At 57.4% G+C, this 13,756-nt stretch carries 12 protein-coding genes; 6 read left to right on the top strand and 6 right to left on the bottom strand.

Annotation, left to right across the window (positions count from 1 at the left end; genetic code table 11):
• Window positions 1-218 precede the first annotated feature (218 nt).
• The 4 genes from F6X59_RS12700 (at window position 219) to F6X59_RS12715 (ending at window position 2,792) form a co-directional block, all read left to right on the top strand.
• Entirely contained in the window at window positions 219-1,241 is a 1,023-nt protein-coding gene (locus F6X59_RS12700) for a cytochrome D1 domain-containing protein (protein ID WP_011953096.1), read from the top strand.
• 138 nt (window positions 1,242-1,379) lie between these two features.
• Complete coding sequence (locus F6X59_RS12705) at window positions 1,380-1,835, top strand: hypothetical protein (protein WP_011953095.1); 456 nt, start codon at window positions 1,380-1,382, stop codon at window positions 1,833-1,835.
• A gap of 25 nt (window positions 1,836-1,860) precedes the next feature.
• Window positions 1,861-2,136, top strand: coding sequence for a DUF2933 domain-containing protein (locus F6X59_RS12710; RefSeq protein WP_011953094.1), 276 nt, complete (start codon window positions 1,861-1,863; stop codon window positions 2,134-2,136).
• Entirely contained in the window at window positions 2,133-2,792 is a 660-nt protein-coding gene (locus F6X59_RS12715) for an isoprenylcysteine carboxylmethyltransferase family protein (protein WP_011953093.1), read from the top strand. The genes F6X59_RS12710 and F6X59_RS12715 overlap by 4 nt, the downstream gene beginning before the upstream one ends.
• Before the next feature lie 414 nt (window positions 2,793-3,206).
• On the opposite strand, the gene F6X59_RS12720 is transcribed toward F6X59_RS12715, so the two are convergent.
• From F6X59_RS12720 to F6X59_RS12745, 6 genes are all read right to left on the bottom strand, one after another.
• Window positions 3,207-3,554, bottom strand: coding sequence for a copper-binding protein (locus tag F6X59_RS12720; protein WP_011953092.1), 348 nt, complete (start codon window positions 3,552-3,554; stop codon window positions 3,207-3,209).
• Window positions 3,551-6,709: an efflux RND transporter permease subunit gene (locus tag F6X59_RS12725; RefSeq protein ID WP_011953091.1), complete on the bottom strand. Its 3,159-nt coding sequence runs from the start codon at window positions 6,707-6,709 to the stop codon at window positions 3,551-3,553. Before F6X59_RS12725 ends, F6X59_RS12720 begins: the two co-directional genes overlap by 4 nt.
• Complete coding sequence (locus F6X59_RS12730; protein ID WP_011953090.1) at window positions 6,706-8,172, bottom strand: efflux RND transporter periplasmic adaptor subunit; 1,467 nt, start codon at window positions 8,170-8,172, stop codon at window positions 6,706-6,708. The genes F6X59_RS12725 and F6X59_RS12730 overlap by 4 nt, the downstream gene beginning before the upstream one ends.
• Window positions 8,169-9,422, bottom strand: a complete 1,254-nt coding sequence (locus F6X59_RS12735) for a TolC family protein (protein ID WP_011953089.1) — start codon at window positions 9,420-9,422, stop codon at window positions 8,169-8,171. Before F6X59_RS12735 ends, F6X59_RS12730 begins: the two co-directional genes overlap by 4 nt.
• A 470-nt stretch (window positions 9,423-9,892) precedes the next feature.
• Window positions 9,893-11,299: a heavy metal sensor histidine kinase gene (locus tag F6X59_RS12740; RefSeq protein WP_011953087.1), complete on the bottom strand. Its 1,407-nt coding sequence runs from the start codon at window positions 11,297-11,299 to the stop codon at window positions 9,893-9,895.
• Window positions 11,299-11,976, bottom strand: a complete 678-nt coding sequence (locus tag F6X59_RS12745) for a heavy metal response regulator transcription factor (protein WP_011953086.1) — start codon at window positions 11,974-11,976, stop codon at window positions 11,299-11,301. The genes F6X59_RS12740 and F6X59_RS12745 overlap by 1 nt, the downstream gene beginning before the upstream one ends.
• Before the next feature lie 166 nt (window positions 11,977-12,142).
• Between F6X59_RS12745 and F6X59_RS12750 the strand changes: the two genes are divergently transcribed.
• Complete coding sequence (locus F6X59_RS12750) at window positions 12,143-12,349, top strand: co-regulatory protein PtrA N-terminal domain-containing protein (protein WP_011953085.1); 207 nt, start codon at window positions 12,143-12,145, stop codon at window positions 12,347-12,349.
• A 182-nt stretch (window positions 12,350-12,531) separates the two neighbouring features.
• Window positions 12,532-13,756: copper resistance system multicopper oxidase (locus F6X59_RS12755; RefSeq protein WP_152956536.1), on the top strand; the 1,225-nt coding region annotated here is incomplete at its 3' end.

Below are 13,756 nucleotides of genomic sequence, written 5' to 3' on the forward strand. Positions count from 1 at the left end.
GCGGTTTCTTCATATACAGCCTGATGTCGACTGACTCCGGGTCGGGATAGCCAGCAATACTCCCCAAGAAATGGACGGCCTTCGATCACCCAGTGCCGAGTCAAGCTGTGGACGTTGACGCTGATCAAGAAAATGCTTCGCGATTGGTGTTTATCTTGAGTAAATGTATAGGCCAGCCTGGCTCACATACCCCGGCCCCTCGTTGGAGCTCATTCACAATGATGACTGCCAAGCGGTTTAGTTCTATGGCCTTGGGGATATCCCTGCTCATCCCTCTGGGGCTGGTCATGGCAAACCCTACGGGTAACGTCTACACGGCCAATGAACGGTCCGCTTCCATTAGCCAGGTAAATCTTGCGACAGGTGATGTGAGCACGGTCGCCTTGCCGATCGCACCCCACAACCTACAGGTTTCGCCCGACGGCAGCTTGCTTCTGGTTGTTGGAGTGGCTGGACATGCGGGGCATTCGAGCGGTGAAAAGCCCGGTGGGCAGTTGCTGGTGTTCAGTACCAGCGCGCTGGACAGGCCACCGTTCAGCTTCCCGGCAGGCGATCACCCGGCTCATGTGGTCACCGACGTCACCGGGCTGCGAGCTTTTGTGACCGATTCCGCTGCCAACCAGGTGCGAGTATTTGACCTTGAGCAGCGAATCGAGTTGCCCGGTATTCCAACTGGGCGTTATCCCCATGGGCTGCGCTTGAGCCCTGATGGCCGGACACTCTATATCGCGAACATGAAGAGCGACAGCGTATCGCTTATCGATGTCGTCACACTCAAAGAAACCGCGCAGATTCCCGTGGGCAAAGGCCCTGTCCAGGTCGGCTTTGCCCCTGACGGTCGCCTGGCATTCGTCTCGCTCAGTGCGACAAATCAGCTTGGCATCATCGACACGGCCAGACGCAAGGTGATCAGCAAGGTTGATGTCGGCCGCACGCCAATCCAGATGATGGCCACCGTTGACGGTCGCCAGGTCTATGTCGCGAATCAGGGCAGTGGCCAGAATCCGGACGACCGAGTCTCCATCGTAGATCTCCAGACGCGTAGCAGCCTGGGCACCGTGACCACCGGCAAGGGTGCCCATGGTGTGGCCATCAGCAGCGACGGCGCTTATGTGTTTGTCAGCAATATTGAAGCGGGCACCGTATCTGTCATCGATACGAGCAGCCGAAAGGTCGTTGCTACCCATAAGGTTGGCGCCGGGCCAAACGGGATCAGCTTCGAGCCGCCGAGTGCCCAATAATAGCCCGTCGGTGTACAACCCGAGCACGACGCGAAAAATGAGCATTCACGCCGGCGCAGTAATTTGCTTGTCGTGCCAGGTGAGGCCTAGCGCCCAGACCAAGGCATCCGGCTTTAAAACAGTGCTAAGGAGATGATGATGAACAACGTTCGAAATTTACTGATCGGACTTTGTTTGGCCGCAGCGTCCGTGGGCGCCATGGCGCAAAACACCGATGAACACTCGACACATCACCCGGCCGATGCGCCAAGCGCGGCGGCTACCGAGAAGACGCCTTCTCAGCCAATGGACAAAGGGCAAATGGCGGCGATGGACCAGCAAATGAAGGCCATGCAAGCCATGCACGAAAAGATGGCTGCAGCCAAAACGCCGGAAGCCCGTCAGGCGTTGATGGCCGAGCATATGGCGCTGATGAAAAATGGCATGGCCATGATGAAGTCCATGGAGGGTGGCATGCCTGAAATGGGGGGCATGCATGGCGGCATGGGCGGGGATATGGCCGCCCGCCACCAGATGATGGAAAAGCGCATGGACATGATGGAGTCGATGATGCAGATGATGATGGACCGCATGCCATCTGCTGCATCGAAGTAACCCATCTCCTTTCCCAGGAGTCGCTATGAACCCTCACTTCGATGAAAACGGCTCACCACACAGTTTCTGGCGTTCACGCTATGCAATCGGCCTGGTGGTAATCGGTGGGATCGCCGTCTACTTCCTGCTCACCGAGCACCTTGCCCATGTCGTTGGAGCCCTGCCTTATCTGTTGTTGCTCGCCTGTCCGCTGATGCATGTCTTCATGCATCGAGGACATGGGGGACACCATCACCAGGGCCAGAGCAAACCGGCCCCCTCCGATAAGGCTGATATCCATAAGCCGGGAGATCCATCATGAATCATGGTGAAAGCGCGTATGGCCTCTGGTCGCTGGTTTTCATCAACTCCGCGATCTTCATCATGTTTGCCTTCAGTTTCTTCAAGCCGGCAACGGCGAGAGACTGGAGGAGCTTCGGTGCATTCTCGGCCTTCATCGTTGCCCTGTTTGTGGAAATGTATGGCTTCCCCCTGACGATCTATCTGTTGTCAGGCTGGTTGCAGGCCAGGTTCCCCAACCTCGATCTGCTTTCCCACGAATCCGGCCATCTGTGGTCGACGTTGCTCGGTGACCAGGGCAACCCACACTTCAGTGTTTTGCACATTGCCAGTTACCTATTCCTGGGTTTCGGCTTCTATTTGCTTTCTGCCGCCTGGAACGTGCTATATCACGCGCAACGCCGCCGTTCACTTGCAACGGTCGGGCCCTATGGCTGGATCAGACATCCGCAGTACGTGGCATTTGTGCTGATTCTTCTGGGCTTTCTCCTTCAGTGGCCGACGCTGCTGACGCTGGCAATGTTCCCGGTGTTGCTGGTGATGTACGGGCGTTTGGCGGTTTCCGAAGAGCGGGAAATGCACAAGCAGTTTGGCGCTGCCTACGAAGCTTATACCCGCGTTACGCCTAGGTTCGTTCCGCACCTGCGCGAAAGGTTGGGTGGGGGTCATAGAGGCTGAAGCGTAGGACGAAGGAGCTACATGCCAGGAGGGTTTCAGCGGCAGTGTTTCTAGCGGGAATAGGGTATCCAAAGTCTGTTTGCTCGGATAACACTCTGAGTTGTCGCGGGTTTTCTTGTCGACAAGCTCGGTGGAATCCTTGTTGGCGTTCGGATAACTCAGGCAGTTGGATGACTTTGCGATGCCCTGTCCGCTTTCGACCCATATAGATCGTGATGCACGAAGATCTCTGCTCAAACGTCAGCTACTACTCTGATCTGAATGCATCCCGGCTACAGAGCGCAAAGACCAACTAGCGTCCCGAGGCACAGAGCTGAAGGCGGCGCGGTCAGGAATTGCGGCAGCACTTTTTCCAAAGTTTGGCTAAATGACCCTGCCTATCAGCTCTAATAGGCAGGGTTAGAAGTCAATCCGTCACTGCTTGCGAATGCCTACGATCGTCGCTGTGCCCCCATTCATTCGGAAATCGAAGCTGACCTTGTCGCCTACCTTGAGTCCCTTGAGTTGCTGCTCGGTAGCGCTGAAGCCCATGGTCATTGCCGGCCATTTCAGGGCTGATACTGGTCCATGCGCCAAGGTAACTTTACCTGGTTCCAAAGCTTTGATGGTTCCCTCAGCCGATGCAGTCGGAGCCGCCTGGCTGCCTTGGGTCTCGTTGCCTTCCATGGGCATATTCTTCATATCCGTGCCATACATGTCTTGGGCCTGCACCGCCGCCGCAACGGCGAACACCAGGCCAGCGCTGATCAGTAGCTTCTTCATCGGGTTACTCCTGTTTGGGGGTTATCGTGTACAGCGAGTCCGCGGCGCCTGACGAGCCAGTAAGCCGCAGGGATTACAAATAGTGAGAGCAAAGGCGCGGTGAGCATGCCGCCGACCATGGGTACAGCGATCCGGCTCATGACTTCGCTGCCGGTACCGCTACTCCAGAGGATTGGCATCAAGCCTGCGACGATCACTGCTACGGTCATGGCTTTGGGGCGGATGCGCTGCACGGCCCCTTCGCGGATAGCATCCAGAAGCGCAGGTTGCCCCTGCGTACCGTTGCCGTTTCGTTCAGTCCAGGCATTGTTGAGGTAGATCAGCATGATGACTCCAAACTCTGCTGCGACCCCAGCCAAGGCGATAAAACCGACACCCGTGGCCACCGACAGGTTGTAGCCCATCATGTACAGCAGCCATACGCCGCCGGTTAGCGCAAATGGCAAGGTAGCCATGATCAGCAGCGCTTCACCGAGGCGGCCAAACGTGAGGTAGAGAAGGACGAAAATAATGGCCAGCGTCGCCGGTACTACCCATGCTAAGCGCGCATTGGCGCGCTCCAGGTATTCGAACTGCCCGGAATAGCTCAAGCTTATGCCAGGATCGAGCTTCACCTGCTGATCGACTAGCCGGCGCAGGTCGGCAACGACGGAGGACAGGTCCCGTCTCCGCACGTCGATATACACCCAGCCCGAGGGGCGCGCGTTTTCACTCTTGAGCATGGGTGGACCGTCCGCAATACGCACCCGTGCCACGGTTCCCAGTGTGATTCGCCCCCCTTGGCTGGTGTAAATCGGTAGCTGCCGCAGGGCATCAACAGAGTCACGCCACTCCCGTGGGTACCGAACACTGATGGGATATCGCGCCAGGCCTTCTACGGTTTCGCCGATGTTTTCGCCCCCAACGGCGCCGGCAACAATCGCTTGGACATCAGCAATGTTCAGGCCGTAACGCGCTGCGAATTGGCGGTCGATATCCAGATCGATGTAGCGTCCACCGGTTAATCGCTCGGCGAGGGCGGAAGTCACCCCTGGAACCGTTTTGGCCACCTTCTCGATAGCCAGAGTCACCCGGTCGATCTCATTCAAATTGCTGCCGGCAACCTTTACGCCGATCGGGCTTTTGATACCGGTTGCGAGCATGTCGATACGGTTTCGAATCGGTGGGATCCAGATATTGGTTAGCCCAGGTACCTGCACGGTACGGTCCAGCTCTTCGATCAGCTTCTCAGTGGTCATCCCTGCTCGCCACTGATCCTTCGGTTTAAGTCGGACAGTCGTCTCGAACATCTCCAGCGGGGCCGGGTCGGTCGCTGATTCAGCCCGGCCCGCTTTACCGAAGACACTGGCGACCTCCGGTACCGTTCGGATCAGCCGGTCCGTACGTTGCAAAAGCTCAGAGGCTTTCTGCGCCGAAAGACCTGGCAGGGCAGTCGGCATGTACAGCAAATCGCCTTCATCCAGTGGCGGCAAGAATTCGCCGCCGAGCTGGCTCAGGGGCCAGACACTGCTGAGCAAAATCAACAGTGCACCCGCCAACGTGAGCTTTGGCCGGCGTAGAACGATCTCCAATGCTGGGCGATAGAGCCGTATCAGGGTTCGATTGAGTGGGTTGCGCTCTTCTGCCGGTAAACGACCCCGAATCCAGTACCCCATCAGCACGGGTACCAGGGTAACCGAAAGGCCCGCTGCTGCTGCCATTGCATAAGTCTTGGTGAATGCGAGGGGCGCAAACAGCCTTCCCTCCTGAGCCTGCAAGGTGAATACCGGTATGAAGGACAGCGTAATGATCATGAGGCTGAAGAACAGCGCAGGCCCGACCTCGACTGCTGCCTCAGTCATCACTTTCCAATGATCTTCGCCACGCAACGACTTTCCAGGGTGCCACGTATGCCAAGCCTCAACCCGTTTGTGCGCGTTCTCAATCATCACCACAGCGGCGTCCACCATCGCACCGATTGCAATGGCTATGCCCCCAAGCGACATGATGTTGGCGTTGATGCCCTGGTGGCGCATGACGATCAGGGCAATGAGGACACCAACCGGAAGCGAGACGATGGCGACCAACGATGAGCGCAGATGCCAAAGAAATGCAGCGCACACCAGTGCGACCACGATGAACTCTTCAATCAGCTTCTGGCTCAGATTTTCCACAGCACGATCGATCAACTGGCTACGGTCGTAGGTAGTGACCAGCTCGACCCCGGCAGGCAGGCTTTTTTCCAGCGATTCAAGCTTGGATTTGACGTGAGCGATGGCATCTTTCGCATTCTTGCCACTGCGCAGAATTACTACGCCGCCCACCGCTTCGCCCTGTCCATCAAGCTCGCCGATGCCGCGACGTGCCTCAGGGCCCAGCTGTACAGTGGCTACATCGCCCAGTGTTACGGGTATACCCTTCGCAGCCAGGCGCAGGGGAATGGCTCGGAAATCATCGAGTGACTTCAGATAGCCGGAAGCCCTTACCATGAACTCAGCTTCGCCTTGTTCGAGCACGCCGCCACCGGTTTCCTGATTGGCCTTGGCGATGGCGTCCGAAACCTCAACTTGAGTGATTCCCAAGCTGGCCATGCGCAGCGGATCGAGCACTACCTGGTACTGCTTGACCATCCCGCCTATCGTCGCCACTTCGGCAACGTCCGGAAGAGTTTTCAACTCGAAGCGCAGGAACCAGTCCTGAAGGCTGCGCAGCTGTGCCAGGTCATGGGTACCACTGCGGTCCACCAGCGCATACTGGTAGATCCAGCCTACACCAGTGGCATCGGGTCCGAGCACTGGCTTAGCGGACGCCGGTAATCGAGACTGAACCTGGCTTAGGTATTCGAGCACCCTGGACCGCGCCCAATAGAGATCTGTGCCGTCCTCAAACAACACATATACGAAGCTGTCTCCAAATGCTGAAAAGCCCCGCACTGTCTTGGCTCCGGGTACGGAAAGCATTGTGGTGGTCAGGGGATATGTCACCTGATTTTCCACGATCTGCGGTGCCTGCCCTGGGTAGGAGGTGCGGATAATCACCTGCACATCTGACAGGTCAGGCAACGCGTCGATCGGCAAACTGCGCAGAGAGAAAACGCCCCAAGCTACGGCAAACAGTGTTGCCAGCAGGACCAGGACGCGGTTGCCAACCGACCAACGAATCAGGTTCGCGATCATGGCTGGTTCTCCTGCTGGGTTATTTGCTCGATGACCATGCCTTCATCGCGCTCGCGCACTCCAAACCGGATGCGTTCGCCAACCTTGAGTCCGGCAATCAAGCGGGGATCTGCCACAGGGAAAGTCATCGTCATACCAGGCATGCCCAGCGTCACGAACGGTCCATGAGCGATGGTCAGCTGATTACCTTCTATTTGAACGATGCGCCCATTGGCCTGATGTAGAGCCGGCTGTACAGGTTGCGCAAGTGGAGCATCGCCAGCAGTAACGGCCTCGATACCTTTCAAGCTCGCTTCGGAGTCCAGCAGAAACTGCCCGGACGCCACAACGCGCTGGCCCGCCTGAAGGCCTCGCAGCACGACCACCTGGCCAGCACTTTCCTGGCCGAGCACTACTTCCACCGGCCGGAATCGACCTCCGTCTTCTGACACCATTACGAGATCGCGTTTCCCCGTCCGAATGATCGCCTCGGCTGGCACCAGTAGGCTGTCATCCTGTTGCCCGGACGGATGGAGGGAAACCTGCGCGGTCATGCCTGGGCGCAACCGGCCGCCGGGGTTGGGCAGTTCTATACGAAGCCGCAAGGTGCGGCTTTGCAGATCCGCATCAGCCAGCAATGCGGTCAGCTTGCCGGGAACAGGTTCGCCTGGGAACGCTGCCAGATTCGCCTGCACTGCCTGTCCTTCCTGTAGGCCTTGGGCTTGCGCTTCAGGTACTGCGGCCTCAAGCCAGACGTTCGCGATACCATTGATCTTCGCCAACGTTGCACCCGGTGTCATTGTCATGCCTGGCCGCAATTCCAGAGCCTGAAGGACGCCTGCTGTTGGGGCCAAGAGCGTTACCGAATTCTGGACCCTTCCCGTACGGTCAATCCGGTTGATAAGATCGGCAGGCATACCCGCCAGCAGTAGTCGTTGCCGAGCTGCAGCGCGCAATTCATTGTCCCCAGATCGCTGAAGCGCCAGGTACTCTTCCTGCAAGCCCGCCCATTCAGGCGTCAACACATCTGCCAATGGGGCGCCCTTGGCAACCACGTCGCCTGTAGCGCGGCCATAGGTGCGTTCGACGTAGCCACCGGTACGAGCCTGCAGAACGCTAAAATCCCGCTCATCGAAGGTAAGCACGCCGCTCACCTGGAGGGTTCGAGCAAGCTGCCCTTTCGCTACGGTAGCCAGACGGACCCCCAGGTTTTGTTGGAGCCCCTGTGAAACTTGAACTGCGGGGCTCACCTCAGCAGCGGTGCTTTCCTGGTACTTCGGCACCAGTGGCATGTCCATGAAGGGCGACTTGCCCGGTGCTGGAAAGTGCTGCTGGGGGTACATCGGGTCATACCAATACAGCACCTTCTGTAGCGTTTCAGGGGAGGCAGTGGACACCTGCCCACGCTTTGCTAGCTGATAGCCAACGCCACCGCCGATAGCCAACGCGGCCAATACCACAAGGCTGATAGTTGAATTTCTCATGCGCGCACCTCTCCATACGCGAAGTGCAGCCGTGCAGCTGTCGCGGCCAACTGTCCTTGCAGATCGATGTCTTGCAGTCGTGTTTCAACCCGCTGACGTCGAGCGGTGAGAACCTCACTTAAGGGTGATTTACCGGCTCGATAGTCAGCAAGGGCGAGGCGGACTCGATCCTCCGCTAGCGGTAACAATGTTTCACGGCTGCGCTGCACTGCTCGCTGCAATCGCTGGTAATCCGCAAGATCTGTCTCCAGCTGCGCTTTATGCTCACGCAATGCCGCTTCCTGTTCGTCCTCCAGTTGCCGGACTTGTGCGCGACGTGCCGCGATCATCGGGTCCTGCCGTGAGCCAGCGAACAAGGGCAGTTGGAAACTTACCTGCAGGCTCACCATATTGCTGAATTCAGGCCCGCGCCGCTGGTAATCCACCTGCCACCCCCAGTCCGACTTCTTTTCTGCCAAGGCTTGGTGCACTTGAGCTTGTGCTTCCCGCGTAAGGGCGTTGTAGGTCGCCAATTCTGGATGTGCATGTATAGCGTGTAGATAGTCCGGCGCGCTCACTGGCCAGCGCGGAAATGCTTGAGCTTGCGGATCAGCATCCTCTCCAATCCATCGCTTGAGTGCAGCCCGTGCCTGAGCGGCCTGTGTGAGCAGAACATCTTTTTGCTCATCGAGTTGCGCAGCTTCCTGGTCAGGAGCAAGTGCGTCGGCCGTCGCGCCGGTACCGCCGGCCAGGCGTGCGCGGATTGCTGCGGCCAACAGACGGTTTTCTTTGTAGAAGTCCTCAAACTGCTGCAGTTTCCGTTGAACGGTGTACGCCGCGACCCAAGCTTGGGCTGTGGCAGCACGCACTTTTAAGCGCTCGAACACCGCCTCTGCATCGGCTCGCTCAACGCTCGCTCGTGCCGTCTCAACTCGTGCCTCCCGCTTGTCCCGGTTTGGTACTTCCTGGGAGAGGCCGACAACCTGCATCGTCATGAAATCGCGGTTCATGCTCCAACGATCACTGCCGTCAACAGGAAGGTTCTGCACTCCTAGGTTGAGACGTGGATCAGGCAGCTCGCCTGCTGGGATCACAGCGTGTCGAGCGGCCGTCATTTGCTCTTGCCTGGCCTGGAGGATGGGGGCATTGCGTTCGGCAAGTTGAAGCGCTTCCTCCAGAGACAACGGTGTAGCCTGAGCCGGTAACGTCGACAACAGGCTGATCAGAGCGGCCAGACATGCCATCCCTAATCGGTAACGTGGGGGAGTCATGGAAATGATTCCTCAAAAAATCAGCGCGCAAGCGCATGCCATCATCCGGCTGCAAAACAGGACGATGGGGTGAATTTAAGAGGTAATCAGGCGCGGGGTGGCCGCCAAGGGTCAGGAGGCGCCCTGTTTACGAGGCTCACCGCATAGGTATCTACTGGCCTAGGCGCAGAATAGGTGAGCGTGGGGTTAATTATTTCGACCTGAACTGTGCTCGCGGTTCTACACTCCTGGCCCACTTTGCAGGCTTTGGAGTGGTCGGCAGCTGATCCTGGATCAGTATCCTGGCAACAATCGTGATCCATCCCCGCCATCATCTCCATCCCCATGGTTTGCATGGGGCATGGTTCAATGGCTGAGTCGACTCCCGCCATGCCGTTGAGAGGAAGCGATGCGATTAGAAGCAGGATGGTGAACAGTCGTAGGAGCCGGTTCATGATGGCCGAGTATAGGTTACACGCATGAAATGAGCATTAAGCCGTTTGAGGCTTGGAAGTGGATTGTTTGGCGTGCGGCAGAGCGATGTGAAAACTCGTCACGCCGTCAGCGGAGGTACACCAAATTCGCCCACCATGAGCCTCGATGATCGAACGCGTTATGGCCAGACCCAAGCCGGCGTTGCTTGGGCTTCCTTCCCGCCTTGCAGGGTCAGCGCGATAGAACCGGTCGAAGATTTTGTTGATATGTTCCGGATCAATCGTGGCCCCATTGTTCTGGACGGACAGGTTCACTTGATCAGCCGCCTCGACAATCCGGACGGCGATATCGTGGCCTTCGGGGGTATAGCGCAAAGCGTTGGATAGAATGTTGGAAACCGCCCGGTCAATCATTAGCCGGTCACCACGGATCGTACCTTCGCCTTGAAGGGCAAGCCGAATGCTTCGGTCTTCGGCTGCAAGCTGGTAGTACTCAATCAGTCTGGACACTAGCCCGACCAGATCGATATCAACCTGCTCGGGGATGATCAAGCCGTTATCAGCTTTTGCCAGGAACAGCATGTCATCGATCATGCGCGACATGCGCTTGAGGTCTTCAAGATTGGAGTAGAGGTTGTCTTCGTAGGCATCGAGGTCGCGTTTTTTGGTCAGAACGACTTCGGTATGCGTCAGAAGATTACTTACCGGAGTCCGCAGCTCATGTGCGATGTCGGCTGAGAAGTTTGATAGCCGGACGAACGCGTCTTCCAGGCGTGCAAGCATTCCGTTGAAGGAGAGGATCAGCTCCTGCAATTCAAGCGGCACGGGCTCCAATGGAATTCGCTCGCGAAGGGACCGGGCAGACATGGATGTCGCCACCTTGGTGATCTGCCCAACCGGCCGAAGACCGCTCTTGGCCACGATCCACCCCAATCCTGCACTAACCAGAGCGCTGATGACCAAGCCAATGCCGAACCACCATTGCAGCGTCTTGAAAAAGTGGGCATGGCTGGTGACATCCAGCATCAACATGACTGTTACCGGCGCCTGCGCCTGCGCTATAGCCAGTTGAGAGGTAATCCCCCGGAAGTTCCGCGAGTCGATTTGCCAGTCCCAAACGGCGCCAGAAGAGGCCTGCTTAAAGCGCTCAGGGATGCGGGATGCCTTGGAGTCCGAGAACAGGACAGTACCGTCAGCATCAAGAATCTCCGCAGAAAGGTCCTGATGAGCCCCCAACAAAGCACGCAGTTGAGGCTCCTGATCCTCAAGTTCATCACGTGCTGCTGAAAGTGAAAGGATGTGCCGGGTGGATTCGAGTTTCTCGGCCAGGGCTTGCTCATCCAGCATCTGGAAATGGTGCTGACTGAGCATGTAGAAGCTCACGCCGGCAACGACCAATACGGCGATGACCGCGAACATGAACATGAGGGTAAGGCGTTTAACGAGCGACGATTGGGCGCGCATTACTCGGGAACATCCATCAGATAGCCCATGCCACGAACTGTATGTATGAGCTTGGGGGCGAAATCGTCATCAATCTTGGCCCGCAACCTACGAACAGCAACCTCGATCACGTTAGTGTCGCTGTCGAAGTTCATATCCCACACCTGCGATGCGATCAGGGACTTCGGCAGTACCTCGCCGCGTCGGCGCATGAGTAGTTCCAGTAAGGAGAACTCCTTGGCTGTGAGGTCGATCCGCTTGCCATTTCGGGTGGCCCGGCGCTTAAGCAGGTCTACCTCCAGGTCAGCCATCTTCATAGTGGTCTGAGCATAGCCACTGCTGCCTCTTCGCAGCAAAGTGCGCACACGCGCTAGCAGTTCCGAGAATGCAAAGGGTTTGACCAGGTAATCGTCAGCCCCGAGTTCTAACCCTTTCACGCGATCGTCCACGCCATCACGGGCCGTCAAAAACAAGACTGGGACCTCTTTCCCTGCCGCACGTACCATCCGCAGCACCTCCCAGCCGTCTAGCCCCGGCATCATTACATCAAGAATCAGCAGGTCATACGCCTCGCTCAAAGCGTATTGCAGCGCGTCGGTCCCTGTGACCACACGATCGACGGTAAAGCCTGCCTCCGTCAGCCCTTGCTGCAGGTAGGCCCCGATTTTTGGCTCATCTTCGGCTACGAGTAATTTCATCTGCTGCGCCCCCTTGGATGCCCTTCAGTGTGCAGCAAAAAAGGCACCCAACCAGAAGCTGACGGAAAAGTAATGTCGGGCTCAGCTTGCTGACAGTGCCGGGTAGCTAGCTTGAGCACTGTGAACGGCGCCAATCAGGCGAAACTGACCCTTAGAGGAAACGCAAATGAACATGATCAAAGCGATTGTGATGGTAGTCACCTTCGGCATGGCGAGCCTCGCCCTGGCTGAAGGCGGCGCGGATCGCACCTTCGCCAGGATGGAAGCTGCACGTGCATCTTCCATGCAGGCTTACCAGGTTGCTCAGGAGAAAAAAGCAGAGGCTCCTGTTACCGCCCAAAGCCAAAAGCACCCCGGCCACGAGAGCTGCTGAGCTTAGCTTACAGAAATGTAATCACCCCGGAATCTGAACTATGTCAGCTTTCGGGGTATTGCCTCCCGCAATCCTTGTGCTTTGGCGAAAGTCTACGAGGCTTGGGGGAGCTCAATTGAAACCAGATGGCTGCGGATCCCGCAGTCTGGATATCAGCGATCTACCTGATTGGACGCAACGGCATGCAAAGCAAAACCACGAGACGTTCATTCGTCAAAGGCCTGGCTGCTACCGGACTACTGGGTGGGCTGGGCATGTGGCGCGCGCCGGTCTGGGCCGTAACCAGCCCTGGCCAGCCTAACGTACTGACCGGCACCGATTTTGACCTGTACATCGGGGAGCTCCCGGTGAACATTACCGGGGCAGCTCGAACGGCGATGGCCATCAACGGTTCGCTGCCAGGACCAATACTCCGTTGGCGCGAAGGCGACACGGTCACGCTACGGGTTCGCAACCGCTTGAAGCAGGACACGTCCATCCACTGGCACGGCATCATCCTGCCGGCGAATATGGACGGCGTGCCGGGTCTAAGCTTCCATGGCATCGCTCCCGACGGCATGTACGAGTACAAGTTCAAGGTCCACCAGAACGGCACCTACTGGTACCACAGCCATTCGGGCTTCCAGGAGCAGGTCGGTGTTTACGGTGCGCTGGTGATTGATGCCAAGGATCCAGAGCCTTTCACCTACGATCGTGACTATGTCGTCATGCTGAGTGATTGGACCGACGAAGACCCGGCGCGGGTTATGTCCAAGCTCAAAAAACAGTCGGACTATTACAACTTCCACAAGCGCACCGTTGGCGACTTCGTCGACGACGTGAGCGAGAAAGGTTGGTCTGCTGCTGTGGCCGATCGAAAGATGTGGGCCGAGATGAAGATGAGCCCAACCGATCTCGCTGACGTGAGCGGGCACACCTACACCTACCTCATGAACGGCCAGGCGCCAAATGGGAACTGGACGGGAATCTTCAAGCCAGGGGAGAAAATCCGGCTTCGCTTTATCAATGGCTCGGCGATGACCTATTTCGACGTGCGGATCCCCGGCTTGAAAATGACGGTTGTCGCAGCCGACGGTCAGTACGTTAAGCCAGTGTCGATCGATGAATTCCGGATTGCCGTTGCTGAAACCTACGATGTCATTGTCGAGCCTGAAAACGAGCAGGCTTACACCATCTTTGCTCAATCCATGGATCGCACCGGCTATTCAAGGGGTACCTTGGCTGTCCGTGAGGGCCTGCAGGCACCGGTGCCGGCTGTAGATCCAAGGCCTCTCATCTCCATGAGTGATATGGGGATGGACCACGGCAGCATGGGTGGCATGGATCACGGCAGCATGGCCGGTATGGACCACAGCAAGATGGCTGGCATGGACCACGGCAGCATGGCCGGTATGGACCATAGCAAGA

The sequence above is a fragment of the Pseudomonas sp. MN1F genome, assembly GCF_009391885.1.
Lineage (GTDB): Bacteria > Pseudomonadota > Gammaproteobacteria > Pseudomonadales > Pseudomonadaceae > Aquipseudomonas.

Bases quoted from the DNA above. Each gene is read 5' to 3' on its own strand.
- F6X59_RS12705 (WP_011953095.1), top strand. From the start codon at position 1,380: ATGAACAACGTTCGAAATTTACTGATCGGACTTTGTTTGGCCGCAGCG.
- F6X59_RS12750 (WP_011953085.1), top strand. From the start codon at position 12,143: ATGAACATGATCAAAGCGATTGTGATGGTAGTCACCTTCGGCATGGCG.
- F6X59_RS12715 (WP_011953093.1), top strand. From the start codon at position 2,133: ATGAATCATGGTGAAAGCGCGTATGGCCTCTGGTCGCTGGTTTTCATC.
- F6X59_RS12745 (WP_011953086.1), bottom strand. From the start codon at position 11,976: ATGAAATTACTCGTAGCCGAAGATGAGCCAAAAATCGGGGCCTACCTG.
- F6X59_RS12720 (WP_011953092.1), bottom strand. From the start codon at position 3,554: ATGAAGAAGCTACTGATCAGCGCTGGCCTGGTGTTCGCCGTTGCGGCG.
- F6X59_RS12730 (WP_011953090.1), bottom strand. From the start codon at position 8,172: ATGAGAAATTCAACTATCAGCCTTGTGGTATTGGCCGCGTTGGCTATC.
- F6X59_RS12710 (WP_011953094.1), top strand. From the start codon at position 1,861: ATGAACCCTCACTTCGATGAAAACGGCTCACCACACAGTTTCTGGCGT.
- F6X59_RS12735 (WP_011953089.1), bottom strand. From the start codon at position 9,422: ATGACTCCCCCACGTTACCGATTAGGGATGGCATGTCTGGCCGCTCTG.
- F6X59_RS12700 (WP_011953096.1), top strand. From the start codon at position 219: ATGATGACTGCCAAGCGGTTTAGTTCTATGGCCTTGGGGATATCCCTG.
- F6X59_RS12725 (WP_011953091.1), bottom strand. From the start codon at position 6,709: ATGATCGCGAACCTGATTCGTTGGTCGGTTGGCAACCGCGTCCTGGTC.
- F6X59_RS12740 (WP_011953087.1), bottom strand. From the start codon at position 11,299: ATGCGCGCCCAATCGTCGCTCGTTAAACGCCTTACCCTCATGTTCATG.